This is a genomic window from Selenomonas sp. oral taxon 136 (assembly GCF_001554015.1).
Taxonomy (GTDB): domain Bacteria; phylum Bacillota; class Negativicutes; order Selenomonadales; family Selenomonadaceae; genus Centipeda; species Centipeda felix.
The window spans coordinates 1,273,265-1,297,254 of record NZ_CP014239.1; the positions used below are offsets into that span (position 1 = coordinate 1,273,265).

Sequence of the window (23,990 nt, forward strand, 5' to 3'; positions counted from 1 at the left end):
ATTCGACCTTGCGGCGTACTTTCCTGCACTGGAAAAAGAAGTGCGGTCATTCGGGCTGAATCTCACCCGACCCCCCTGTGATCCCCCCAAGATCAAACGGATGCTGTGCGAGCGGTTTGACGCCATTGATTTTGCACAGGCGCGACAGGATGTCGAACCGTTCATTCGTAACAGATCGAGTCTGAATCTATGGAGTGCAGATTTTTTCAAGCAAATCACGGAGAGGCTGAGGGGGCGGTAGGGAAAACGTTTTCAAGATATTGGATATTATACAATATGAAAGATATGGGAATATATGAGCAGATTATCGTATAAAGCATTGACACCAACGGATTCTGCGGAACAGGTGGAGGAATATCTACACGCACTCACATGGGCGTTTCAGCAGAAAGATATCCATAACATTGCTCTTGCGGGGGCATATGGCTCCGGAAAAAGTAGTATCATTGAAACCTTTTTACGAAGAGAACGTGAGAGAAAACACATTATTTTCGATCACCTTTGTAGTAAAAATCGCATCATATCAGACGTATCAATGAAGGTCTCGATGGCGGAGTTTGAAATTTGTAAGGGAGATACTGACAGACAGGAAAAACGCGTCGACATGATGATTCGTCTCAAACGTTGGACGAAGTATCTGAGTGGATCCTTAAGCAGATTTTCTACAAGGTGAAATCAAATGAGATTCCACAGAGCCGCTATCATAAACTCTGCGATAGATCCTTTTGGAATGACTATTGCAGTGCCGTTCTTGTTCTCTTTCTGAGCATTTCACTTGTTTTTCTGTTTGTTCCTTTTACCCTCGATCGAGTGGTGGCTCTCGTTGACTGGATGGCGTTGGGATGGGGGGTTTCGACTGTGACAGGGGCGGTAATATTATGTCTTTTTGTAGCACTCGTTCTTGGAGGCGCTGTTTACAAATGGAGATTTCTGTTCTCCAATTTCAAGCTAAAAGTGCTGAAGCTACCCGCAGGCACCGGAATCGAATCAGAAAGGGAATCAGATTCCGTTTTTAACAGGAATTTGGATGAAATTGTCTATTTCTTTGAAGCAACAAAATACCGTATTGTATTTTTCGAGGATTTGGATCGACTGGATGAGCCAAATATCTTTGTACGCCTGCGCGAACTCAATACCCTTTTGAACAATAGCGATGCAATATCGAAGAAACCTATTGTCTTTGTTTACGCTGTTCGTGACGATTTGTTTGGTAAGGAAGACCAAACAAAGTTCTTTGATTTTATCATTCCTGTGATTCCAATCATCAACACGACCAACTCCAGAGAGGCGTTGTTGGCATGGCTAGGAGAGATACGGAGAAATAATCCGTATGAATGTGAAATTCCAGAGCAGTTTATGATGGACATCGCGCCATATATTGACAATATGCGAATTCTTTACAATATATGCAATAACTATCTGACTTATAGAAGAACCCTGAAGAAAAGAGCAACGATTACACTTGCGGATCATAAGATTTTCGCGATGATGCTCTTCAAGAACCTCTATCCACAGGACTTCGCTGAGATGCAATCAGGGCAGGGGGTTATTAAGGAAGTATTTACTACGGGTAAGCCTACATATAGAAAACAAAAAGAGGAGGAACTGCGCCAGTGGCTGAACACACATAGCGGTGAAGAGGCATCAGCCAAGGAAAAGGAATTGCGAGCCCTTCAGCGAGCCCCTCTTCGTGCAATTATGAACGAACATAATATCTCGTTGGTATATTTCTTCTTCGTCGGGGCTATATTGATGAAACCTATGCGGACTACATCAACTACTTTAAAGGGGTGAGTTATCCAGAGAGTGATCGAAACTTTATACGGGCAGTCAAGGAACAAAGAGAAACAGAATTCTTTTATAAGATACATAAACCATTTGCCGTTATTCAAGAGTTAAGTGTAGAGGATTTTGGACAAAAGGGAATTTATAACTGCGATCTTGTGGATGCACTTCTTTCTCAATGTGGAGAGGATGAGAAAAAAGAGGCGCTGTATACCAGGCTGAAGGATTCAGACAAAATAAGCTGGGAATTCCTTTGCTCTTATCTGGAAAGAGAAGAGTCATCCGGAAGACTCGTCGCAGCATTAGCAAAGCGTTGGACGAATATGTGGTGCCGGATGGAAGATCATATGTGGATATCCTATGATCAACAGGTTGTGTTACTTATGCGGATTTTGGAAAATGTTCCAAAGGAAAGAATTGCTGAACTTAATGTTAATAGTACATTAACTGACGTTTTTGAGCGGAATGCAAATATCCTGCAACGGTTAAAGGGGGTAAGACCAAGCGAAATATGTGAGGCGTTGGATGTCCTTTCGGTTCAGTTTCATCATCTTGATACTGCGGGCGTGCCGAGAAAAGTGTTGGACGATATATTCACGAATAATCGTTATGTCCTGAATGTGGATATGGTACAAAATGTAATTGCACATGTTGCCCCTCATTTGACGAATGACTTCCCCGAAAAGAGTTATACGGTCATTCGGAAGACCGGTTACGCACCTCTCGTGGAACGTGTGCATGACAATTTGATTTCCTATACAAAGGAAGTTATGCTCCAACAAGAGCATCTTGCGGACGATGAAGCTGACATTTCTGCACTGTTGGATCAGTTGATCGGGGAGGTGGAGCTTTGTCAAAGCCTTATTGAAAAAGAGGACTTCTGTGCATTTAGCTTGCGGGATTACTGCTATGTCCATCTCCAAAACTACGAGGAAAATGTTCGTCGGATATGGGATACGATTTTATCGACGAAAAAACTAGCAGCAACGTGGGAAAATATCTATGCATATTGGTCACAGTTCCATATAACACAGGAATTGCGGATATTTATAGAGGCGTACAGCGATTCTTTACGTGAGTCAGGCACGGAGTGTCTGGATGACGATTTTATCCGTGCATTTGTCAATGGCGGATTCGACATGTCGATCCTGCGTATACTTTTGCCTCTGGTACGGGAAGAGCATATCAATGCAAATACGGTCACGAAGGACTTTCTGGAACAGATCTTTTTTGCGCCGGAGTCAAGTCCTGCTCTAAGAGAGGAACTCCTTCAACAGTATGGAATTGGGTATATGACGAAGCAGATTGCAAAGAGTCTGTATAGCCTACAGCTGCCGATGACGAAGGAAATCTTCTTTGCCGCGTGGAACGATCTTAATCACTCCGAGCGATTGGATCTCATGGCGGCGTATGCGGATCTTTTGGAGAGTGAAGATTTTGAGCGGTGTTTTGATGATATGGATGAGCCGCATCACGATTTTGCTCCTCGTACAAAGCGTAAGGTGCGAATTCCGAAGACGGAAGTCAATGAGAAGATTGTGAAACGATTAGAAAACATAGATTATATTACCAGTCTTACAGAAGAGTCTATCGCTTCAACGAAACAAGATCGGAAAGAGGCGACTGTCTTTGTGTGCTGGGTAAAGGCTGTTCCATAAGGTTTTGGGATATGATGTTATAATAAACAAAATGTGATTTTGATGTGAGCGGAATAGGAGAGAGCACATGGGGCGAATGAAGATGCATAGCAGGGATAATATGGTGCAGAATATCGAGGCGGTGGGGTGGTCGTTCCAGAATGCGGTGACGGGGAGGTATCGAGGGGGATAATCTGGATGTGTTGAAGCTGCTCAAAGAAGACCTCTCGGCAGGGGGAGCATCATCATTTCTTGGTGTCTACAGTGTTTTCCTGCGCTGTTTTGTTCCGCAGACCTTCCTTGCCATCATGTACGCGGGGATGCGAACGATACGATTTTGAACGAATAGAGAGAGGACATCATGAGTGTATATAGAAAATTTTTTGGTACGATGCTTCTCATCGCAGTTCTGCTCGTGGGACTCTTTGCCCCACAGCCCGCCCATGCCGTGCGGATGGAGCAGCAGTATGTGACGAAGGCGCTGAACCTGATGGAGGGCGACTGGTACGATGCGGACGGCAATCGGGTTCTTCAGATCGGGGGCGGCTATATCAACGGCTGCCGTGTGCTCGCGGCGTATGACTTTGCAGGGGGCAGTTCACACGGAGCGGGACGGTTTGACATCCTTGAGAGCACGGGAAGCCGCGGTCTCTATCTCACATGGGATATCCGTCACTCGGACACGGACAGCATTAAGCTGAACGACCATCAGATGCTGCACCGTACGGCAAAGTCTCCATTCAACGAATCGATTGCGGGGATCCACCTTGGTATGATCTCGGCGGAGGTGACGGCGGTGCTCGGCGCGCCCCCGCAGACGGGGAATCTGAGACCCTATGTGAACACATACGGATGGTATTAGCCCAATCTGCGCATCGCCATCACATTTGACGCGGATACCGTCGACCGCATTCTCCTGCTGCGGGGCAGCCGTGCGGTGCTGGAGCATTCGGGACTGAACTGCGAGAACGCGCCGTATGAGTTCGCACAGGCGTATCAGATGAAGCGTGTCCCCAAAATCAACTATGATGACAGATACTCAGGCAGTGGATGTTATGACATCGGCGGCGAGGAATACCTCTCATTCGGCAATCGCATGGAGTACGTCATGCTGAGTAAGTATTGGAATTAGGGGGATAGCAAAGCCTGCCTCTGCAGATGCTGGTGTGGATCTTTACTTTCTTGAAATATGCTATAATAAATGATGGGTATGGTATTAGGAGGTACCAGTATGATTGGATCAATCATTGATGACATCATAGAGACTATGTACAATGGCAGAGAACGCAGGGGTAAGCGATGATGAAATTTCTTGTTTCCGACATCCTGCCGTTCGGAATCTCGAGCGGTCAGCAAACGGTGGCAGACTGTATTAAAGAGCAGCTTGCTCTGGCAGACCGCGTCGATATTGCTGTTGGCTATGTGTCGCGGGCTGCGCTCATGGAGTTGGATCAGCTTGTCTCGGCCGGGAAGATACGGCACATCTGCCTCACAATCGGTATGTACTACATCGAAGGAATGCCGGAGCGTTCGTATCATACCGCGATGCAGATTAACCAACGCTGGCAGGAGGCGGGAATTGGCGAGATTCGCATCGTAAAGCCCTTCAAATATCATGGAAAAATATATGTGTTCTGCCACGGAAAACAGCCAGCTGCCGCCATAGTCGGGTCGGCAAATCTGGGTGTACTGAAACCAGAGGCATCGAATCGCCGTCAATATGAGAGTGCACTTTTTCTGACGGAGTCCGAACCGTTGGCAGAGTTTGCCGCGCATATTGCTCTGCTGAATGAGCCGCGTTGCTCTGATAACATTGCGGCAATCACGGATATGCCTCTCGTGCGGGAGATGAATACAGCACTCAGCGGGCTGGAACTCGTGGCACAGCTTCCACCATCGAATGTAGAGTTCTACAAATCCTGCCCCTCGATTTTTTCCTTTGTTCTTCCGCTGAAAGTCCCTTGTGCTGCGGAGCGGCATATGGATGATGGAAAGCACTACACAAAATCCAATATCAATGTATGCTATGCTGCCCCGCGCAATAAACGCAAGTCGAGGGACTGGTACGAAACTCAGCTGACTGTTGGTGCAGATGTGTATCGAAGGGAGGGGTATCCGGCAAAAAATCAACCCTTTTTTGTCATCACAGATGACGGATACTACTTTAAGGCGCATACCACGAGTGACAACAACAAGCAGTTCAGTGCGGTTGGGGATGAGCTGATTATGGGGCGCTGGCTGAAAGGGCGTCTTGCAGCGGCGGGGCTTGTGTGCCCCGTGAATGATACGCAGAGAGATACGGAACGAGCGGGGATGATTACGCAGGAGATGCTGTGGGAATACGGATGCAATGCACTCATCTTTAAGAATACCGGTCAAACTGCTCTGGATGCGGATGGAATACCGCTGCCCGTCTGGTTCTTGTCGTTTGCCCAGCAGGAGGATGAATAGGAGGCAAAAAAGTGCAGTATTTGCAAACCTATTTGAGCAGAATTATCGAGCGTGGGAATGTTAAGCTGGCGGAGTCTATCTTACAAACTGCAGATGATATTGGTGAGCGGCAGTTGAAAAAATTTTCTTTTACCACGCACGAAATAGGACTTTTGTTTGGCAATGTCCAGTCCGGCAAGACGGGACAGATGTTTGGGATCATGTGCAAGGCGGCGGATCTTGGATTTCCTGCATTTGTTCTCCTCACAACAGACAATGTTGTGCTTCAGCAGCAGACGCTTGCGCGTGTGCACGCGGATCTGGACGGGTTCTGTATCTGCGGCGAGAATGATGTGCAGCTCTTTGTGGACAACAGCCTTATTCAGCCTGTGATCGTCGTGTTGAAAAAGAATGCGCGCGTTTTGAAATTATGGTCGAATGTGCTTGCTTCCTCTGGTTTTATGAAAGGGAACCCTCTGTTTGTCGTTGATGATGAGGCAGATGCGGCATCACTCAATACGCTGGTGAATCGACAGCGTCAATCATCCATTAACAAATATCTGGATGCAATCAAAAACGAGACATCGAGCAGCTTGTATCTGCAAGTGACGGGAACCCCCCAGGCGATCCTTCTTCAGACAGCTGTTTCCGGATGGCGTCCGCGTTTTGTCGGCTATTTTAAGCCCGGAGACGGTTATCTGGGCGGTGATTTTTTCTTTCCGGTCGGAGAGGAGACGGCACCGTGTGTGTCCTTCTTAGAGACGATGGAAATGCCGATGCGGACGTTTGTCGTTCGTCACATCGTCGTATCGGCACAGATTTTTCTTGCAGGTGGGCGCGTGTCCAACGCTCTGATTCATCCGAGCGTGCGCCAGTCGCAGCATACGCAGTATGCTGATGCTGCAGCACAGGAGATTGCGTGGTGCAAAGAACATAGCGAGACCGCTTTTGTGGAGGCGGTGCGGGCGGTCTATGAGGATATGAACCCGCAGAAAAGTGAGAAACAAGCACTTTCTTTGATCCTTGCGGAGGCACAGCGGCTCATTCGAGAGGATTCCATACATATCATTATCATGAATGGCGCGCACGAAGTAGACAGTGGCTCATATGCACAGGGCTGCAATCTCATCATTGGCGGAAATACGTTGGGGCGCGGCGTCACTTTTCCTGCACTCCACAGTATTTACTACACGCGAACGAGTAAGAAACCGCAGGCAGATACAATCTGGCAGCACAGCCGCATGTTTGGATACGACCGCGATCCGGGATTGGTTCACATTTATATGGATCGCCATTTGTATAAGCTCTTTGCAGATATTAACGCATCAAACAATGCAATTGCCGCACAGATCGAACGCGGGATAGAGAATATCCGCCTGTATTATCCACAAGGGATACGTCCAACGCGTGCGAATGTTCTGGATCAGAAGCGTGTGGAGATGATTGTGGGCGGTACGAATTATTATCCGTATCGCCCGAATAACGACAGCATTGAGGGCTTGTCTGCGTTGCTTGCAAGATTCGCGAATGATGAGCCATACTATCAGATCAATCTGCGATTTATGCAGGAGCTTTTATCGCATATCATTCCAAGTGCCGATTTCAAACTGGATGCATTTCAATCCATACTGCGTGCCATGCTGTCGGAGAGACCCACAGCGCAGGGGATTCTGATTGTACGTCGGGGGCGTGATGTTGCACAGGGGACAGGTGCATTGCTCTCACCAAATGACTGGAAACTGGGTGCATCCTTCTCAGAGCAAGCAGTTCTCACGATGTATCAGGTCACAGGAACGAAGGGCTGGGGCGGCAGGCAGCTCTGGATTCCGAATATTCGCCTGCCGGATGGTATGGCATACTATAATGTTCATGAGGACATAACGGGAGAATAAGGGGGCCGTGATGGCGGATAATCACTCCAAAGAGGTGCGCAGCCGGAACATGGCACATATCCACAGCGTGAACTCAAAACCCGAGGAAATGGTACGCAAATATTTATTCTCTCATGGCTTGCGCTATCGAAAAAATGTGCGAAGCCTTCCCGGCTGTCCCGATATTGTCCTGCGGAAATACCGTACCGTCATTTTTGTACACGGCTGCTTCTGGCACCATCATGATTGTGGTCGTTTTGTTTGGCCAAAGACCAATGAGGCATATTGGCGTGCAAAGATTGCGCGCAATGTGGAACGTGATGAGGAGAATACTCGTCTGCTTTCCTATGTGGGCTGGCGCGTCTTTGTGATCTGGGAGTGCCAGCTGAAAAAAGCAGTCGTGGAGGAGAATCTGCAGAAACTATATGAAGGAATTATCAGACTTAATAAAATTTGAAAGATTACGATATTATTGTTATCATAACGGCCATTATTGATTGGAGGGAAAGATTATGCCGCAACGGGGAGATTCATACCAAGTTAAATTAAAGGAAACACATCTTAATTGGGGGACGTATCGAAATCCAACGAATCGCGATCCTGTTGAAGGAGAAGGTTATATCAAAATACCGAGAGAATATGCGATTCGATATTCGATCTATAATAGCCCTGAAGGGTTTGGCAGTAATCTTTTTACTGTGAGTTCTCGTGATGGATTTTTGCACAACGAAGTACTTCGTGCACAGGGAAATAGCGGCGCAGGTGATACTTATGCAAAACAGTTTGCTATAGATAAAGATCTTAGGCGGATTGGAGCTTGGTATCGAAGTCAAAATGCTCAGGTTGGGGATGTCGTTCAAGTTACATGGAAAAGCCCAACAGAGATTTTAGTGGAGATTTTATAATAGACCGTATTGAAAGCAGTAAGACCGAAAGTGAAGGTCTGCCCCTTTGCTTTCGGTCTTCTTGTATAACATTAGATGTTTGGTTCTGCTGCATCATATTTAATTCCTGCAAAGGAGCGGAGTACCGCCTCGAATATAATGCGGGCTCCTTCGCATGGAACTGCCATGCCGATTTGTTTTCGCACACTCTCCTTGCTTCCCATAAATTCATAGTTATCGGGGAAAGTCTGCAGCCGTGCCCGCTCGCGATTTGTAAGCGCGCGCGGTTCTGCCCAATGATAGATGTGTGTCCCGCCGCCGCCGCTGCCCGTCACGGTGTAGGCGGGCTTTTTGGGGTCTAGGCGCTTGTAGATTTGGCTGATTTGTGCTCCTTTGATGTTCAACTGCAGTTCTTCGGGCAAATCTGCTGTAAAGGCATTCTGACCGGGCTTGATGTAACTAAGACGCTGAACGACGATGGGGGCATGTTTGGTAGGTTCGTTGTTGTGTGCATTCTTAGGAATCGGCGGAACTTCAAGTGCCGTTTTGCTTGTATTATCTTTGTAGGCGTATGGAGCAGGAGAGGGAACACGAAAGACAACATCGAGATCACTGCGTATTCCAATGATGATAATGCGATGACGCGCCTGCGGAATGCCGTACTCCTCGAATTTATAGAGATGAGGCGTGATGGTATACCCAGCTTCACGCAGCTCTGACAGAATTTTTTTGAACGCCGATCCTTCGTTGGCGTTTTGCAGCCCGCTGACATTTTCCGCAAGGAAAAACTGCGGGCGGAATTGCCGTAATGCTTTTACCCCATAGGAATATAGAGGTCCATAGATGCCGTTGATTCCCTTTTGCTCGCCCACAACGGAATAATCATTGCACGGGAAACCAAATGCCAGTGCGTCGATGGCGGGCAAAGACGTGAGATCAAATGTGCGTATATCTGCATGGTGAACGGAGGACGGTTCGTTTGGACAAATGTTGTGCCGATAGGTGCTGCAGGTGTCGGCATCGTAATCGTTGGCCCAAGTGTGTATGATTTTGTAGTTTGGATCACCAATATCTGCATGGGCGGCGCCCCACGCAATCCCGCCGGGGCCGCAAAAGAGTTCACCTAGTCTGAAGTGCATTCTGTACCCCCTTTTTGCAGTCTTTTTCGATGGATTAGAAAGTCAACAAATAACTGAAGTTCATTTAAGTCATCATCAGATAGAGCGGAAAGACCATGAATATTCTGGGGTGGAGCAATGTCCTCTTCCGTCACATAACCAGCAAGTTTCAGCAGATAAAAACGGCGAATATGGAGCGCATCCGCAATTTTGCGAAGATGACGGCAGTCAGGACTGTCTATAAGACCTCCTTCAAGACGTTGTATGGTTGCATCGCTTAGACCAGAGCGTTTCCCTAACTCTTTTTGCGAAAGCCCCTGTTGTTTTCGCTGTGCTCTAATATATTCTCTAAAATTTGGCATTGTGTCACCTCATTTTGTTAGTATACAATAATCGCTGCGTTTTAGCAATATAATGCTGCATAAACGCAGCGATTATTTGAAATATATTGATTTCATCGTTGGAAACATAAATAAGTTGTAACTTTTTCCTTTGTTTTGTCTCTATATGCTTTAATATCTACTAAAGATACAGAGTGTTTCTCATACCGCACACGGCAAAGGAGGTGCATCATGCAGCGGCGATATATGTTTGTGGGACTGGTGCTTGCTTTGTTGGTCGGTGTATTCGTCTACCTCCGCGTCGAGCAGCGGACACAGATCGACTTCGAGCAGGTGGAGCCGATCCCGGGGTACAAGATGGAGATGCGGGAGCCGCCGTTACGGCGTCGTCGACTGGGCGCCGACATATCTCGCGGCGGTCAAGGGCTTCTCCAAAGAGAGCTCGCGCTGGGCATACTTCCTCTATGAGTGGGCGGGCATCCCGGGCATGCTCGTGAGCGGCTACCTCAGTGACCGCGTATTCCGCGGACGGCGTGCGCCCGCAACGATGATCTTTATGACGTTCGTCATCGTCGCGATCCTTGTCTACTGGTTCAACCCGCCCGGCAATGTCCTCGTGGACAACCTCGCGCTGATTGCCATTGGCTTCCTCATCTACGGGCCGGTCATGATGATCGGACTGCAGGCGGCGGACATGGTGCCGCGTGTCGCAACGGGCGGCGCGACCGGTCTCACGGGTCTCATGGGCTACATCGTCGGCTCTGCGTTCGCGGGTGTCTACATGGGCTTCGTCGTCGACCACTTCGGCTGGACGGGCGGCTTCATCAGCCTCCTCGCCTCCTGCGTCCTCTCGATCTTCTTCCTCTTCATGACTATGGGCGGGAAGAAAGCAGCGGAATAAAGGAATCGTTGGATTCCCACAAAAAAATCCCGTCGCGTTCGGTATGTTCCGAATGCGGCGGGATTTTGTGTGCATTTAGGAACCGCTGATAAAATGAAGTCCGTCAGATTGGTGCAGATTTTTGTCCTGTCAGGGAAGCTGCTGCCGGTGCAGCGGCAGCGATGACAGTGACTGACTTGTCGGGACGCTGCTCAATGATAAGAGATTACATTTCCATGAATAAGGTGATGGGGAAAAAAGGGATACCGCGTCGCTCAAGCTGCTGCGTCATGTCCCTTATGTATGCTTTATCCGTGCTTTTCTAGCTCACCGCAGATTCCTGTGATGCACCTCCACCGCCGGCAGGTAGACCTTCCGGCAGAGCAGGGCGGCGACGAGTGCGATGGCCGCGCCGATGTAGCCGATATGGGCGATGTGGTCAGCCCCCGCTGCCAGCCCGCCGATATACGTTCCGCTGCCGATGCCGAGGTTGAAGATGCCCGAGTAGATCGCCGTCGCGACCGTCGATGCGTCGCGCGGAACCGTGGCGAGCACCTCCGCCTGGAACATCGTATTGTAGAGCGTTGCGAGCACGCCGAGCACCATCGTCAGCACAATCATCGTGCCGACGGAGATGGATGCCGCCTGCCAGAGAAAGAGCATGGCGGCAACCCCGACCAGACACCAGCGCAGCAGGGAGAAACGGCACCTGCCGTACATGCGCGAGAACACGAGGCTCGCGATGATGCCGCTCACCCCGAGCAGCATGAGTGCCGCCGTAATGAGATCGGGCGAGAACGACGCGACTGTGTGCAGGAAGGGCTCGATGTAGCTGTACATCGTGAAATACGCCGTCGCAAAGAGCGCCGTCATGACGTAGATGCACGCGAGCGCAGGCTGACGCACGAGCGACGGCAGCTCGCGGACACTGACCCCCGCCCCCGGCGTGCGCTGCGGCAGGAGAATCGCGAGATAGACGAACGCGGCAGCGGCGACCACGGCGAGCAGGAGGAACGTCATGCGCCACCCTGCGGCGAGCCCGATCACGCGGCCGAGCGGGAGCCCGACAATCGTCGCGACCGAGCTGCCCGTCACGATCATACCGAGTGCCGTCGGCTGATGCTCGCGCGTCACGAGACGCGTCGCGAGCGGCGCGGCGATCGACCAGAAAATCGAGTGCGCGCAGGCGACAACGATACGCGCCCCGAGCAGCATATCATAGCTCGTCGCGATCCCCGAGATCATCTGCCCGATGCCAAAGAGTGCCACCATCAGGAGCAGCAGCTTCTTCAGCTCCATGCGGCAGGTCAGTAGCATCAGCGGCAGCGACAGCAGGGCCACCACCCACGCGTAGATCGTGATCATCTGACCCGTCGCCGCCTCCGTCATGGAGAACGACTCGGAGATATCGATGAGCAGTGCGATCGGCATGAACTCCGACGTGTTGAAGATAAACGCCGTAATCGTGATTCCAAACAGCATCATGTACTGGCGCGGCAGCATCGTCATAGTGCATCCCTCCCTATCTGTGTTTTCCTGGTGTGACAGTATCCACATTGTAGAGAAAAATAAAAAAAATGCAAGGGGGGGGAAACGCCCTTTTTTTCAGATTTTCCGCGATCTGTATAAAGCTGTAAAATTGTGATAATGGCGCGCGTATTTTACCTGTGTTATAATTAGAAGCAATGAAGTAAAATACGCACAGAATAAGAAGAGAGCGTGATGGAGTATAAGGAGGTGCACACGGCAGGGGCGGTGTGGTGATTGTGCCGGCTTTGTGCGTACGGTAAGAGCGCTGTGCTGAACGCTTTCTCAGCAGGGGGCTGTGCCTTCCTGCCGAGCATCGCACACAGGAGATGGCACAACGAGATTGCTCCTGTGAGAAAAGGAAAAGAAATAGAATAACCTGTGTGATTCCTTTAAGGAGGCCATACGATGCTGGGGGCAATCATTGGCGATATTGTCGGCTCGCGGTTTGAGTTCGACAATCACCGCAGCAAGGATTTTGCGCTTTTTGCGGAGGGCTGTTTTGCGACGGATGACAGCATTATGACGCTGTCCGTGGCGAAGGCGATCATGGAGACGCAGAGGGAGGCAGCGGACGCACCTGCGGCGGATGCCGCGGGGCTCTCGGATGCACGCAGCAGGAGATCGCCGCCCATATCGTGGCGCACTACTACGCGCTCGACTTTACCATTGACGGGATTCGCGAGGACTATATTTTTAACGAGACCTGCCAGCATACTGTGCCGCAGGCGATTGAGTGCTTCCTCGAGTCGTGCTCCTTTGAGGATGCCGTCCGCACGGCGATCTCGCTCGGCGGTGACAGTGACACCATTGCTGCGATCACGGGCGCGATCGCTGAGGCGTACTATGGCATACCCGACGCGATCCGCGCACAGGCACTCTCCTATCTCGACGACCGCCTCCGTCCCATCTATGATGAATGGGAGGCGCGCTATGGGATGGGGCAGAGAGCGCACTGAGAGAGCTGAGCGAACAGAAAAACTCCCGCGCGCCGACAGCGCGGGAGCATCGGCAAAATGGAGGGCATACAATGAAGAAGGCAATCGTCGTTGTGGATATGCAGAACGACTTCGTGGACGGAGCACTCGGCACGGCGGAGGCGCAGTCGATGCTGCCGCGTATGGTGGAGAAACTGACGGCGGCACGTTCGGCGGGGACGGCACTCGTCTTTACCATGGATACGCACGGCGCGGACTATCTCACGACGCAGGAGGGGGAGCATCTGCCCGTCCCGCACTGCATTCGCGGCACGGCGGGCTGGGCGATCGTGGAGGCACTCCGCCCCTTTGCCGATGCGGCGGCCGCCGTGATCGAAAAGCCCACGTTCGGCGCGACGGCACTCCCCGCCGCCCTCGCGGACTACGATGCGATCGAGTTCGTCGGGCTCTGCACGGATATCTGCGTCATCTCGAACGCGCTCCTCGTGAAGGCGTTCTATCCCGAAAAGCGCATCAGTGTCGACGCCGCCTGCTGCGCGGGCGTCACGCCCGAGAGCCACACGACCGCACTCAACGCGATGCGAGCATGCCAGATCGAGGTGCGCGGGTAGGATGAAGCGTGTGTTTTGGAAAATGATGGCGAGCCGACAGGAAGAAATTTGTTTGCCGGCGTTGATTTACAGCGTTTGGTCGGTTAAAATACGGGAAAGGAGGCGCTTGGATGAAGGACTGGAAAGACCTGACGATCAGTGACGACTATATGTTCAAGTTGATTATCAAACGGAAACGCATCTGCAAGCAAATGCTTGAGCGCATCCTGCACATCGAGATTGAAGATCTGTCCTATGTCGGCACGGAGAAGGTACTCATTCCCGTTTACGGGAGCAAGGGCGTCCGCATGGATGTCTACGTGAAGGACGGAAAGGGCACAGTCTACAACATCGAGATGCAGGTGAGAAAGCCTGAGGGGGACGGTCTCGCAAAGCGTACGCGCTGCTATCAGGCGATGATGGACGCTGACCTGCTTGCTGCAGGGGCGGACTACGATCGTCTGAACCCGACGATTATTATTTTTATCTGTTCCTTCGATCCATTTGATGCCGGTCGGTACATCTATACATTTGAGAATCAATGTCTGGAGGATAATCACATCCAGCTGAAGGACGGCACGCGAAAGATCTTTCTCAACACCAAGGGAGAGACGGGCGAAATCGACGCATCCATCAAGGCGTTTCTCCGCTACGTCGACGGCGCGGTGACGACAGATCACTTTGTGCAGGAGATCGACAGGGAGATTCATGCGATCAAATCTACCGCAGAAGAGGAGGCGAGTTATATGAGCTACGCGATTAGTCTTGCAGAGGAGAGAAAAGAAGGACGAAGAGAGGGGCAGAGGGAAGAGCGCCTCGCCATCCTCCGTCGACTCGTCTTTATGTCGGGGATGTCGACCGATGAGGCACTCTCGTTGATTGGTGTCCCTGCCGATGAATGGGCGCAGTATCGGCAGGAACTGGAAGAGATAAGATAAAGGAAAAACGTATATTACACAAAAAAAGCACCATCTTTTGGATGGTGCTATATTTTCGCTGGAGCGGGCGATGGGAGTCGAACCCACCTCTAAAGCTTGGGAAGCTTTCATTCTACCGATGAACTACGCCCGCAGTGATTGCTATGATAGCAGATTCTCCCGCGTTTGTCAAACGCGCTCACTCCTCGGGCAGGAGCATGGCGAGGTCGGGCATGAGCTTCGTGATGTCGCGGATGAAGACGCGCAGGACGCTCGTCATGACCTCGGGGTCAAACGCCACGGGGTTATGCGGGACGACGACGTCGGCGTGGATGGCGGTATCGGAGGTGAGGTAGAACTTGATGAGGCGGCTGTCCTGGTTCTGCCGCATGAGCCAGCCCGTGAGCAGCATGGCGTTCGTGTCGTCGACGGCGTTCTGCGCAAGACGGACGCGGATGGTCGCATAGGCGGTGCTGTCGATGACGACGGCGATGGGCAGCCGCCGCTCGCCTGCCTCGATCTCGCTCTCAAAGACGGTGGTGTCGCGGTCGTCGCCCACCTCGCGGATGGCAAAACCGGTGATGTTTTCCTTTTCAATATACTCCTCGAATGTTTTGGCCGCCTCGATCACGACCAACCACCTCCTCGTGCTTATTCCTCTTCGTATGTAAACTGATCTGTGTCCGCATGATAGTCGAGCCGATATCGCACGGCAGGCCTGGCCGTGTCGGTATAGAGCTCGCGGCCGAATGCGAGCGCGATGTACGGATGGTCTGCGCTGTGCTGCACGGATCCGATATAGACCTGAAAATCGTCAGGCACCGGATTGTAGTAGTCGCTGCTGTCGACGTAGATGCGCCAGGCACCGTCCACCGGCGATTTTCCGACGATGACTGCACGTCCTGAGGCGGGCGGAGCGCCCGGCGGACGCCAGCCGGCACGTGTGTTGATGTTGCAGTAAAAGAACAAATGCCCGTCGCTCATAAACGCGCCTGCAGAGCCGAGCCCCAGACGCGATGCCGGTGCACTAAAGTGAAAGACGTTCTGCTTGCCCTCCCACAGGGTAAAATGCAGCTGCGTACCCATCTGTGCGAGCGTTGCCTTGATCTCCGTTGCGCCGACCTGATAGTAGGAACGGCGCACGTCGCTGCCCTGCTCCGTGCGCACAGGCTTTATGATCAGCTGGGCGCCGGAGACGGGCGGCAGTGCCGCGGATGCGGTCACAGCAACAGTGAGCACGGCGATGGATAGGATCAGCAGGAGGGACATCTGATATTTTTTCATAACCGTTCTCCGCCATCTTCTAACGATATTTTATTATAGCATAGCGTGCGGAAAAGGGAAAGAGAAAAGAAGTGCCCGCCAGGAGACCTATTGTGTGAATCTCCACAGAAAACAAAAGTTTTATAAAAAGAGGATTTTTGCCGCAGCGCGCGAACTTCTAATATAAGGGACACACGAGAGAGAAAGGGCTGTAAAAATGAAATCTTTGCGGAGTAAATTCATGCTGGCGTTGATGGCGCCGGTGATTGCGCTGTCGGTGCTCATCATCGCGCTGCTGCTCATCATGGCAGATATGCGTGATCGCCATACGCAGGAGCAATTCCGTACGATGCTGTACACGGACTACGACAATATGATCGGTGTCGCGACGGAGCTCGCACGCAGTGAGGTGCAGAGCGCCTACGATATGTACCGGGACGGACGGCTGACGGAGGATGAGGCAAAGGCAGAGGCGATTGCCCGTGTGAAAAAGCTGCGCTATGGAGCAGACGGCAGCGGATACTTCTGGATTGATGACACAGACTGCCGGCTGATCGCGCATCCATTTTTGGAAAACAAGGAGGGCACGGACCGCAGAGACGACCGTGACCCCGACGGCAACTATGTCATCCGCAATCTCATCGCAGCGGCGAACGACGGAAGTGGGTACAGTAATTTCATGTGGGAAAAGCCGGAGAACGTCGGGACGGGGCAGCTCTCGCCGAAACGTGCCTACTCGCTGAAATTCGCTCCGTGGAACTGGGTGATCTCGACGGGCAACTACGTGGACAACATCGACGCCTATCTCGCCGCGCGCAGCGATGAGAGCCGCGCAGCAATGTATGAGGAGCTGCAGCTCTCCATCCTGTGCATCGTGATCGCCCTCGCTCTCTGTGCGGTACTGGCACGTAAGGTCAGCGGCGGCGTGACGCGCCCTGTCATCGATATGGCACGCGCCTTCTCGAAGAACGAGGCAGGCAAGATCAAGATCCATCCCGTGGAGAGCAGCAGTGCCGATGAGGTGGGCGTCCTCTCACGCACGATGAACGACTTCGGCGCACAGATCAAAACGATGGTCGCTGCCCTCGGAAAGCGTGCCTCTGACTTGGGCACGATGTCGGGGACGCTCAGTACATCGAGTACGAATGTACTGAGTGCCGGTGAGGAGCTGAGCCGCACCATCGAGAACATTGCGAACGGCTCGACGGATCAGGCGATGCACACGCAGACGATCAATGACAACATTCAGTCGATCGAGCGCTCCCTGCAGAAAAATGAAGGGCTGCTCCGTGATCTGAAAGAGGTGAGCGCGCGCGTCGCCGACGAAAAGGAGCACGGTACGGCAGTGGTGCATGACCTCCTGGAGGAGACGGAGCAGGCAAACGCCAACATCGCGGCAATTACACGCCTCGTCAACGAAAACAACGAGAGTGCCGGCAAGATCGACGAGGCGAGTACGATGATCGAGTCCATTGCCGAGCAGACGCGCCTGCTTGCACTGAACGCTGCCATCGAGGCGGCGCGTGCCGGAGAGACGGGGCGCGGATTTGCCGTGGTTGCGGATGAGATCCGCAAGCTCGCCGACCAGTCGAGTAGCTTTACCAAGGATATCAAGGAGATCATCGCGGAGCTGACACACAACTCGGAGAACGCCGTTGCAGGGATTCAGGATGTGGAGCGCACCGTGACGGTGCAGACGGAGGCCATCGGCTCGACGCGCAGCAACTATATGAGCATCGCGGCCTCCATTGAGAGACTCGAACACGCGACGGCGGCACTCGAGTCGTCGATGTCGGCCATCTTTGCCAATGTCAAGGAGATTACGCCGCTCGTCTCCTCACTCGCGGACGGGGCGCAGAACAGTGCCGCAAGCACGCAGGAAATGGCGGCAAGCATCCAGCAGCAGACAAGCGATATCAACGGCATGGCAGATGTGGCACGTGAGCTCGCTGAGGCGGTGCGCGCCATCCAGGAACAGATTGAGGCATTCGACGTGTAGCGATACCATTTGCTCATGACAAACGGGACTGCAGTACGACATTTTCGAATTCGTACTGCAGTCCCGTCTGTATTTCAGTTCCGTGGAGCGTTCCTCCTCAGTGATGGAAGAGGCGGATGTGGGTCATCGCCATAGCGATGCCGTACTTGTCGCAGGTGGCGATGACGTTGTCGTCGCGGATCGAGCCGCCGCTCTGCGCGATGTAGGAGACGCCGCTCTGATGGGCACGCTCCACGTTGTCGCCGAACGGGAAGAACGCATCTGAGCCGAGGGCGACACCCGTGACCGTGCGGAGGTAGGCGCGTTTCTCCTCGCGTGTAAAGGGGGCGGGCTTTTCCGTAAAGAGCCGCTGCCAGTCCGCCGCGAGCAGGGCGTAGTCGTCCTCGTCGCCCGCGACGTAGACGTCGATCGCGTTGTCGCGGTCGGGGCGGCGCACATCGTTACGGAACGGGAGCGCGAGCACCTGCGGGCTCTGGCGCAGCTGCCAGATATCCGCCTTGTTCCCTGCAAGGCGCGTGCAGTGGACGCGCGACTGCTGTCCAGCGCCGACGCCGATCGCCTGTCCGTCCATCGTGTAGCAGACGGAGTTTGACTGCGTGTATTTCAGCGTGATGAGCGCGAGCAGGAGGTCGCGGCGGGCGGCAGCGGGGATGTCCTTGTTCGCCGTCGGGCGATCCGTGAGGCAGTCCTGTGTGATCTTCACATCGTTGCGCTGCTGCTCGAACGTGACGCCGTACACGTCCTTGCGCTCGATGGCGGGCGGCGTATAGTTTTCATCCATCTGAAGAACGAGATAGCTGCCCTTGCGCTTGGACTTCAGAATCTCCAGTGCCTTCTCCGTGTAGCCCGGCGCGATGATGCCGTCGGAGACCTCGCCGCGCAGGAACTCTGCAAGACTCTCGTCGCAGACATCGGAGACGGCGGCAAAGTCGCCGTAGGAGCTCATGCGGTCCGCGCCGCGCGCCCGCACATAGGCACACGCCACAGGTGAGAGCGCGCGCCCCGCCGCATGTGTCGCGCGCGCCAATGTCTCGCTGAGCGGCAGACCGAGTGCCGCACCCGCCGGGCTGACATGCTTGAAGGACGCCGCTGCGGGGAGCCCCGCCATCTCCTTCAGCTCGCGCACGAGCTGCCAGCTGTTCAGTGCGTCGAGCAGATTGATGTAGCCCGGCCGTCCGTTCAGCACAGTAAAGGGCAGCCCGCCGTCGGCAAAGACGCGTGCGGGCACCTGGTTCGGATTGCAGCCGTATTTGAGGGTGAGTTCTTCCATGTGAGCACTCCTTTTTGCTGATGAAGGAATCGCTGAATTTATCAGTGCTTCCTATATTCTCCTTTTATTATAGCGGGAGGGGGGCATTTTTTCAACTGGCGCACAGCGGAGACCGGAAAGCAGTGCGGCGGATCGTTTGCCTGTGAATTTTCTTTGACAGTGCTGCAAAAGCAACGTAATATGTAGGTGAAAGAAGTTGTAAAAACACTATATTCTGCCATCCGCGAGGGAGGTACCATGGAAAACGAAAACAAACAGCGGTTCATTCAGTTCCCCGAGACGTATGACCGGAGACGCCTGAACAAGATGTACCGTGCGGCAGGAGTGCCCGACCGCAAGTCGTACCTGCTCCGCAACTATTTCTGCGCGATGGCGAATCTCTACGGTACGATTTCGCTGGCGGAGGCATGGAAGCTGATTCATGCGTATCATCCGCGTGGCGCGATTACGGAGGAGCAGTTCTGGACGTTTGCCGCGCTGGCACGCCATGAGGATGAGGGCTATGACATCATGGGGCTGGACGAGTGCTTTGCGGATGAACCGCCGCACACGCCGCAGGAGCGCAGCATCATCAGCGGTATCCTGTTCGATACGGACGAGGGGTATGCCGATATGCTCAACCGGCAGCGGGGAAAGCCGCTCTACGTGCCTGCGACACAGGAAGAGATGCTGTACTATGCGGATTGGCGGTACGTCGAGGCGACGCCGTGGCAGCAAAAACTCGCTGCCTTTCTGATGAAACGGATGCCGAAGAACTGGTACCTAGGCGAGCGAGAGCGCGCACTCTGGGAGGCCTTTTTCGACGTGCGCGTCGACGGCGATGTTCATCTCCTCCTTGGCGCGGCGGAGGAGTGGGGGCTTGTCATGAAGCGTGACAGCGAGGTCGAGGAATTTGTTGCGCTTTGCGTGGACTACACCAACCACGCGCGTCTGTTTTCCAATCGCGGCCATACGCCGGCCGAGCTTTCCGCCTTGATGCCGCATGACTTCACGCAGCGGCAGACGGCGAGCATCGGCCCGCGGATGCGCGAAGCACTCGCGCGCGGGACCATGACGGTGGAGGAGCTGCGCGAGCAGTTCCGCACGCAGGAGTTCCCCCATGAGAGCGTGCGCACGGCATTTTTGGAGGAGCTGGAGCGTGTCGCGGCAGAGCTTGGGCTCCCCGCAGGGCAGGAGAAGGTCGGCCGCAACGATCCCTGCCCCTGTGGGAGCGGGAAGAAATATAAGAAGTGCTGCGGACGGTGAGCTGAAAAAACTTTTCGTATCGACAGGAGGAACACATGGACGTTGCAACAATGATCGATCACACGCTGCTGAAAACGGATGCGACGAGAGCCGGTATCGACCAGCTGCTCAGCGAGGCAAAACAGTATCATTTCGCCTCCGTCTGCGTCAGCCCGATTTGGGTGTCCTATGCAGCGGCGCAGCTGCGCGGTACGGGCGTCAAGACCTGCACGGTCATCGGCTTTCCGCAGGGCGCAACGCCAACAGCGGTGAAGGTATTCGAGACGCAGCAGGCGATCGCGGACGGCGCGGAGGAGGTGGACATGGTGATCCCCGTCGGCCGCTTGAAGGACGGGGACTGCGACTATGTGCGTGCGGATATTGCGGGCGTCGTCGCTGCGGCAAAAGGAAAAGCCCTGACGAAGGTCATCATCGAGACGTGCCTTCTGACCAACGCGGAGAAGCGCACGGCCTGCCGTCTCGCGCAGGAGGCGGGGGCAGACTTCGTCAAGACCTCGACGGGGTTCTCCACGGGCGGTGCGATGGCGGCAGATGTCGCACTGATGCGCGAGACCGTGGGCCCCGCGATGGGGGTCAAGGCGTCGGGCGGCGTCCGCAGTCGTGCGGATGCTGAGGCGATGATCGCCGCAGGGGCAACGCGCCTCGGGACGAGCAGCGGCGTCAAGATCGTCAGCGGAGAGGGCTGAGTGCCATGAAAATCGCTGTTGTCGAAGTCGATCTGACCAATCTGATCACGCATATTTCTCATATACATACACCGACAGCGTGTTCTCCCAATTGGGCATGAAAGCGTGGTTAAGCGCAGGAAATCGTTTTCCTGCGCTTTTTATGTACCTATGAGGGGCATCGCCTTTGCGTTATGGCTGGTGTTTCAGTTCAATCATACAAAAGAACTGTATCCATATGGTGAATTCTATTTTATTGATGATTTCCTAACGCACCATATATTTTGTATTCTTGCACAAATCTGCAGATGATCTTGTGTTTTTCTTTGTTAATGATATAATAAACGCCGTAAACAATATGGTTTGATTGGGAGTGGTATGAATGGCATTGCTGCACGAGGATCTTGTTTTATTTGATGTGGAGGCGGCTGATCGGGAAGAGCTTTTAACGAAGCTGGCCAATGTACTGCGGGAGAAAGGGTATGTAAAAGATTCCTATCCGCAGGCGATTTTGGAACGTGAAGCTGCCTATCCGACGGGCCTTAATACCAAGGGGGTTGCAATAGCGATGCCGCATGCTGCGGCGGCGCATGCCGTTGAGGCGGCGATTCTGGTTGCACGGCTAAAGCATCCTGTTACGTTTAAGGAGATGGGCGGCACTGGAAAAGATGTGCCGGCACGTCTTGTGTTCATGCTCTCCATTGATGATCCCGAGGGACATGTCATTATGCTTGGGAAGTTTATGTCCATTTTCTGTGACGAGGGAAAACTTGTCGATCTTTATGAGACAAATGATCCAAAGGCCGTTGTCGAAAAACTTTCGAAGGTCGTTGCCTGAGGATATTGTCATATTATTTCGTATTCCTTAAAGAGGTGCGAAATGGAGTGCTTTTTGCTTCCTGATTTGTGGGGAGCCCGTATGCCGAAAGGGGCGATAACATGAAGAAGATTTTTGTTGCGTGTGGATCCGGTGTGGCAACCAGCCAGACAGTTGCATCCAAGATCGGAAATATGATCGAGGATGAGGGGCTGGATGCCTCTGTTGAGGCAGTTGATATCAAATCCCTCGAGAGTATCATTGATCAGTGTGATATCTATGTTTCCATTGTATCCAGCGATGCAGAGAGTTATGGCAAGCCGACAGTGAGCGGGATTCCGTTCCTGACCGGTGTTGGCATGGATGAAACATGGGAGCAGCTGAAGTCTTATATCGAGGCATGATTCTTACGCTGTAATGGGGGAGTTTATCTATGTTGGATGTAGTCAATTATATCCTTGGATTGGGAGCGGCGATCTTCTTGCCGCTTGTTATGATTATCCTGGGACTCGCCATGGGGATGAAGCTGAAAAAGGCGATTGCCGCGGGTTTGACGCTCGGTATCGCATTCACCGGCATGAATGTCATCCTCGGATTTATGTTTGATGCGATCGGACCGGCGGCAACGGCGCTGGTGGAACATACAGGCCTTCATCTGACGGCGATTGACGTTGGCTGGTCGCCGATTGCGGCGATCGCATGGGCGTGGCCGTATGCATTGATTCTGTTCCCTGTGCAGATCGGCATCAATCTCTTGATGCTTGCGCTGAAATGGACGAATTGCCTTAACGTCGACCTCTGGAACGTCTGGGGGAAGATTTTTGTCGCAGCAATGGTCATGGGGCTGACGGGCAGTCTGGTGTTTGGCCTGATTGCCGCAGGCATCCAGATTGTCTTTGAGTTGATCAATGGTGATCTGATACAGAAGCAGCTGTATCGCATCTGCAAGATCCCGGGGGTTACCTGTACACATCCGATGATGCTGCAGGCTCCGCTGCTGGCACTCATCAATCGTGCTCTGGATTTTGTTCCCGGACTGAACGCAATCAATATGAATGCTGCGGATATGCGTAAGAAACTCGGCCTCTTTGGTGAGAACAGTGTGATGGGATTTCTCATCGGTGCACTGATCGCTGTCATGGGCGGATATGATCTCAAGGGCGTTCTGACGACAGCGATGCAGGTTGCGACCTCGCTCGTTCTCTTCCCGATGGTGGCAAAGCTTTTCATGCAGGCTCTCGCACCGATCGCTGACGCAGCGGGTGCATTTATGAAGGCTCGCTTTAAGGGTCGTGAGTTTTATGTCGGACTTGACTGGCCGTTCCTTGCTGGTTCGTCCGAACTTTGGGTGACTGCCATTATCTTGGTTCCGTTTGAACTCCTGTGGGCAGTCGGCCTCAGCTACTTTGATATGAACAATGTTATTCCTCTGGCTTCCGTTATCAATGTGGTAGTTGCGGTTCCGGCACTGATTGTCACGGGCGGGAACCTCATTCGTATGATTATCATCTGCATTATTGCAACACCTACGTATCTCTGGGTTGCAACGAGTTTTGCCGGTATGCTGACCGATATGGCGGCGCAGACAGGAACACTGCAGGTGAATGCAGGACAGTATATTACGTGGATTCAGCTGGAAGCACCCGAATTCCGCTGGGCTCTGGCACATGCGTTTAACGGAGAGGCTGCAGGCGTTGGTGTACTGATTGCATTTTGTGCACTGTTCGTTTGGTATTTCAAGCGGATGAAGGCGCGCGATGCTGAGCTTGAGACGGCAGACAATAAGGCATAATTTCAGTGAAAAATTGCTGTG

General features: G+C 52.9%; 26 protein-coding genes, 1 tRNA gene and 1 pseudogene. 20 read left to right on the forward strand and 8 right to left on the reverse strand.

Annotation, left to right across the window (positions count from 1 at the left end; all coding sequences use genetic code 11):
* The first annotated feature begins 295 nt into the window (after positions 1–295).
* From AXE86_RS13580 to AXE86_RS12130, 10 genes and pseudogenes are all read left to right on the forward strand, one after another.
* On the forward strand, positions 296–673 hold the full coding sequence (locus tag AXE86_RS13580; protein WP_198145243.1) for a YobI family P-loop NTPase: 378 nt from the start codon (positions 296–298) through the stop codon (positions 671–673).
* Positions 610–1,794, forward strand: a pseudogene (locus AXE86_RS06185) (YobI family P-loop NTPase); the annotation flags it as partial. The gene AXE86_RS13580 and the pseudogene AXE86_RS06185, both read left to right, overlap by 64 nt.
* Complete coding sequence (locus AXE86_RS06190; protein ID WP_061945642.1) at positions 1,791–3,443, forward strand: hypothetical protein; 1,653 nt, start codon at positions 1,791–1,793, stop codon at positions 3,441–3,443. The pseudogene AXE86_RS06185 and the gene AXE86_RS06190, both read left to right, overlap by 4 nt.
* A gap of 179 nt (positions 3,444–3,622) precedes the next feature.
* Positions 3,623–3,763 (forward strand): hypothetical protein, encoded by a 141-nt coding sequence (locus tag AXE86_RS12720; RefSeq protein WP_157064426.1) that lies wholly within the window; start codon positions 3,623–3,625, stop codon positions 3,761–3,763.
* 20 nt (positions 3,764–3,783) lie between these two features.
* Complete coding sequence (locus tag AXE86_RS13230) at positions 3,784–4,284, forward strand: hypothetical protein (RefSeq protein WP_232294843.1); 501 nt, start codon at positions 3,784–3,786, stop codon at positions 4,282–4,284.
* A 75-nt stretch (positions 4,285–4,359) separates the two neighbouring features.
* Positions 4,360–4,554 carry a hypothetical protein gene (locus tag AXE86_RS13235; RefSeq protein WP_232294844.1) on the forward strand — a complete coding sequence of 65 codons (195 nt, stop codon included), beginning with the start codon at positions 4,360–4,362 and terminating at the stop codon, positions 4,552–4,554.
* A 167-nt stretch (positions 4,555–4,721) separates the two neighbouring features.
* Positions 4,722–5,873, forward strand: a complete 1,152-nt coding sequence (locus AXE86_RS06200) for a restriction endonuclease PLD domain-containing protein (protein WP_232294845.1) — start codon at positions 4,722–4,724, stop codon at positions 5,871–5,873.
* 152 nt (positions 5,874–6,025) lie between these two features.
* Positions 6,026–7,744, forward strand: coding sequence for a Z1 domain-containing protein (locus AXE86_RS06205; RefSeq protein ID WP_232294846.1), 1,719 nt, complete (start codon positions 6,026–6,028; stop codon positions 7,742–7,744).
* Positions 7,745–7,754: 10 nt separating this feature from the next.
* Positions 7,755–8,180 (forward strand): very short patch repair endonuclease, encoded by a 426-nt coding sequence (locus AXE86_RS06210; protein ID WP_061945646.1) that lies wholly within the window; start codon positions 7,755–7,757, stop codon positions 8,178–8,180.
* A gap of 55 nt (positions 8,181–8,235) precedes the next feature.
* Entirely contained in the window at positions 8,236–8,628 is a 393-nt protein-coding gene (locus tag AXE86_RS12130) for a hypothetical protein (RefSeq protein WP_071884698.1), read from the forward strand.
* A 71-nt stretch (positions 8,629–8,699) separates the two neighbouring features.
* On the opposite strand, the gene AXE86_RS06215 is transcribed toward AXE86_RS12130, so the two are convergent.
* Positions 8,700–9,746: a DNA cytosine methyltransferase gene (locus AXE86_RS06215; protein ID WP_061945648.1), complete on the reverse strand. Its 1,047-nt coding sequence runs from the start codon at positions 9,744–9,746 to the stop codon at positions 8,700–8,702.
* Positions 9,731–10,087, reverse strand: a complete 357-nt coding sequence (locus tag AXE86_RS12135) for a helix-turn-helix domain-containing protein (RefSeq protein ID WP_071884699.1) — start codon at positions 10,085–10,087, stop codon at positions 9,731–9,733. The genes AXE86_RS06215 and AXE86_RS12135 overlap by 16 nt, the downstream gene beginning before the upstream one ends.
* Before the next feature lie 259 nt (positions 10,088–10,346).
* Between AXE86_RS12135 and AXE86_RS06220 the strand changes: the two genes are divergently transcribed.
* Complete coding sequence (locus tag AXE86_RS06220; protein WP_232294847.1) at positions 10,347–10,967, forward strand: MFS transporter; 621 nt, start codon at positions 10,347–10,349, stop codon at positions 10,965–10,967.
* Between the two features lie 306 nt (positions 10,968–11,273).
* On the opposite strand, the gene AXE86_RS06225 is transcribed toward AXE86_RS06220, so the two are convergent.
* Together AXE86_RS06225 and AXE86_RS13240 are read right to left on the reverse strand one after the other, a co-directional pair.
* The gene (locus tag AXE86_RS06225) at positions 11,274–12,455 is read right to left on the reverse strand and encodes an MFS transporter (RefSeq protein WP_061945650.1); all 1,182 of its coding nucleotides are present in this window, start codon (positions 12,453–12,455) and stop codon (positions 11,274–11,276) included.
* 479 nt (positions 12,456–12,934) lie between these two features.
* Positions 12,935–13,108, reverse strand: a complete 174-nt coding sequence (locus AXE86_RS13240) for a hypothetical protein (protein WP_232294848.1) — start codon at positions 13,106–13,108, stop codon at positions 12,935–12,937.
* A gap of 3 nt (positions 13,109–13,111) precedes the next feature.
* On the opposite strand from AXE86_RS13240, the gene AXE86_RS13245 reads away from it, so the two are divergent.
* The 3 genes from AXE86_RS13245 (at position 13,112) to AXE86_RS06240 (ending at position 14,939) form a co-directional block, all read left to right on the forward strand.
* Entirely contained in the window at positions 13,112–13,432 is a 321-nt protein-coding gene (locus AXE86_RS13245) for an ADP-ribosylglycohydrolase family protein (RefSeq protein ID WP_232294849.1), read from the forward strand.
* A 71-nt stretch (positions 13,433–13,503) separates the two neighbouring features.
* Positions 13,504–14,022, forward strand: coding sequence for a cysteine hydrolase family protein (locus tag AXE86_RS06235; RefSeq protein WP_061945652.1), 519 nt, complete (start codon positions 13,504–13,506; stop codon positions 14,020–14,022).
* 110 nt (positions 14,023–14,132) lie between these two features.
* Positions 14,133–14,939 carry an Rpn family recombination-promoting nuclease/putative transposase gene (locus AXE86_RS06240; RefSeq protein ID WP_061945654.1) on the forward strand — a complete coding sequence of 269 codons (807 nt, stop codon included), beginning with the start codon at positions 14,133–14,135 and terminating at the stop codon, positions 14,937–14,939.
* 59 nt (positions 14,940–14,998) lie between these two features.
* Here the strand turns inward: AXE86_RS06240 and AXE86_RS06245 are convergent.
* From AXE86_RS06245 to AXE86_RS06255, 3 genes are all read right to left on the reverse strand, one after another.
* Positions 14,999–15,072: transfer RNA gene (locus AXE86_RS06245), tRNA-Gly, on the reverse strand.
* A 45-nt stretch (positions 15,073–15,117) separates the two neighbouring features.
* Positions 15,118–15,549, reverse strand: coding sequence for a hypothetical protein (locus tag AXE86_RS06250; RefSeq protein ID WP_061945656.1), 432 nt, complete (start codon positions 15,547–15,549; stop codon positions 15,118–15,120).
* Positions 15,550–15,569: 20 nt separating this feature from the next.
* A complete protein-coding gene (locus AXE86_RS06255; RefSeq protein WP_061945658.1) occupies positions 15,570–16,202 on the reverse strand; it encodes a hypothetical protein in 633 nt (210 codons plus the stop codon).
* A gap of 220 nt (positions 16,203–16,422) precedes the next feature.
* On the opposite strand from AXE86_RS06255, the gene AXE86_RS12145 reads away from it, so the two are divergent.
* Positions 16,423–18,180, forward strand: coding sequence for a methyl-accepting chemotaxis protein (locus AXE86_RS12145; protein WP_232294850.1), 1,758 nt, complete (start codon positions 16,423–16,425; stop codon positions 18,178–18,180).
* A 97-nt stretch (positions 18,181–18,277) separates the two neighbouring features.
* Here the strand turns inward: AXE86_RS12145 and AXE86_RS06265 are convergent, their stop codons facing one another.
* A complete protein-coding gene (locus tag AXE86_RS06265) occupies positions 18,278–19,450 on the reverse strand; it encodes a phosphoribosylaminoimidazolecarboxamide formyltransferase (RefSeq protein ID WP_061945660.1) in 1,173 nt (390 codons plus the stop codon).
* 237 nt (positions 19,451–19,687) lie between these two features.
* Between AXE86_RS06265 and AXE86_RS13250 the strand changes: the two genes are divergently transcribed.
* The 5 genes from AXE86_RS13250 to AXE86_RS06290 all read left to right on the forward strand — a co-directional run bounded on the left by AXE86_RS13250 (position 19,688) and on the right by AXE86_RS06290 (position 23,969).
* Complete coding sequence (locus tag AXE86_RS13250) at positions 19,688–20,695, forward strand: SEC-C metal-binding domain-containing protein (protein ID WP_061945662.1); 1,008 nt, start codon at positions 19,688–19,690, stop codon at positions 20,693–20,695.
* A gap of 35 nt (positions 20,696–20,730) precedes the next feature.
* Complete coding sequence (gene deoC / locus AXE86_RS06275) at positions 20,731–21,381, forward strand: deoxyribose-phosphate aldolase (RefSeq protein WP_061945664.1); 651 nt, start codon at positions 20,731–20,733, stop codon at positions 21,379–21,381.
* Between the two features lie 361 nt (positions 21,382–21,742).
* The gene (locus AXE86_RS06280; protein ID WP_061945666.1) at positions 21,743–22,198 is read left to right on the forward strand and encodes a PTS sugar transporter subunit IIA; all 456 of its coding nucleotides are present in this window, start codon (positions 21,743–21,745) and stop codon (positions 22,196–22,198) included.
* A gap of 101 nt (positions 22,199–22,299) precedes the next feature.
* Entirely contained in the window at positions 22,300–22,581 is a 282-nt protein-coding gene (locus AXE86_RS06285) for a PTS sugar transporter subunit IIB (RefSeq protein WP_006690682.1), read from the forward strand.
* 29 nt (positions 22,582–22,610) lie between these two features.
* Positions 22,611–23,969 carry a PTS galactitol transporter subunit IIC gene (locus AXE86_RS06290; protein ID WP_006690681.1) on the forward strand — a complete coding sequence of 453 codons (1,359 nt, stop codon included), beginning with the start codon at positions 22,611–22,613 and terminating at the stop codon, positions 23,967–23,969.
* Positions 23,970–23,990 lie beyond the last annotated feature (21 nt).

Coding starts and splice junctions, on each gene's coding strand:
- AXE86_RS13580 (WP_198145243.1), top strand. CDS start 296: ATGAGCAGATTATCGTATAAAGCATTGACACCAACGGATTCTGCGGAA.
- AXE86_RS13230 (WP_232294843.1), top strand. CDS start 3,784: ATGAGTGTATATAGAAAATTTTTTGGTACGATGCTTCTCATCGCAGTT.
- AXE86_RS06200 (WP_232294845.1), top strand. CDS start 4,722: ATGATGAAATTTCTTGTTTCCGACATCCTGCCGTTCGGAATCTCGAGC.
- AXE86_RS06210 (WP_061945646.1), top strand. CDS start 7,755: ATGGCGGATAATCACTCCAAAGAGGTGCGCAGCCGGAACATGGCACAT.
- AXE86_RS12130 (WP_071884698.1), top strand. CDS start 8,236: ATGCCGCAACGGGGAGATTCATACCAAGTTAAATTAAAGGAAACACAT.
- AXE86_RS06215 (WP_061945648.1), bottom strand. CDS start 9,746: ATGCACTTCAGACTAGGTGAACTCTTTTGCGGCCCCGGCGGGATTGCG.
- AXE86_RS12135 (WP_071884699.1), bottom strand. CDS start 10,087: ATGCCAAATTTTAGAGAATATATTAGAGCACAGCGAAAACAACAGGGG.
- AXE86_RS06225 (WP_061945650.1), bottom strand. CDS start 12,455: ATGACGATGCTGCCGCGCCAGTACATGATGCTGTTTGGAATCACGATT.
- AXE86_RS13240 (WP_232294848.1), bottom strand. CDS start 13,108: ATGGGCGGCGATCTCCTGCTGCGTGCATCCGAGAGCCCCGCGGCATCC.
- AXE86_RS06235 (WP_061945652.1), top strand. CDS start 13,504: ATGAAGAAGGCAATCGTCGTTGTGGATATGCAGAACGACTTCGTGGAC.
- AXE86_RS06240 (WP_061945654.1), top strand. CDS start 14,133: ATGAAGGACTGGAAAGACCTGACGATCAGTGACGACTATATGTTCAAG.
- AXE86_RS06255 (WP_061945658.1), bottom strand. CDS start 16,202: ATGAAAAAATATCAGATGTCCCTCCTGCTGATCCTATCCATCGCCGTG.
- AXE86_RS12145 (WP_232294850.1), top strand. CDS start 16,423: ATGCTGGCGTTGATGGCGCCGGTGATTGCGCTGTCGGTGCTCATCATC.
- AXE86_RS06265 (WP_061945660.1), bottom strand. CDS start 19,450: ATGGAAGAACTCACCCTCAAATACGGCTGCAATCCGAACCAGGTGCCC.
- AXE86_RS13250 (WP_061945662.1), top strand. CDS start 19,688: ATGGAAAACGAAAACAAACAGCGGTTCATTCAGTTCCCCGAGACGTAT.
- deoC (WP_061945664.1), top strand. CDS start 20,731: ATGGACGTTGCAACAATGATCGATCACACGCTGCTGAAAACGGATGCG.
- AXE86_RS06280 (WP_061945666.1), top strand. CDS start 21,743: ATGGCATTGCTGCACGAGGATCTTGTTTTATTTGATGTGGAGGCGGCT.
- AXE86_RS06285 (WP_006690682.1), top strand. CDS start 22,300: ATGAAGAAGATTTTTGTTGCGTGTGGATCCGGTGTGGCAACCAGCCAG.
- AXE86_RS06290 (WP_006690681.1), top strand. CDS start 22,611: ATGTTGGATGTAGTCAATTATATCCTTGGATTGGGAGCGGCGATCTTC.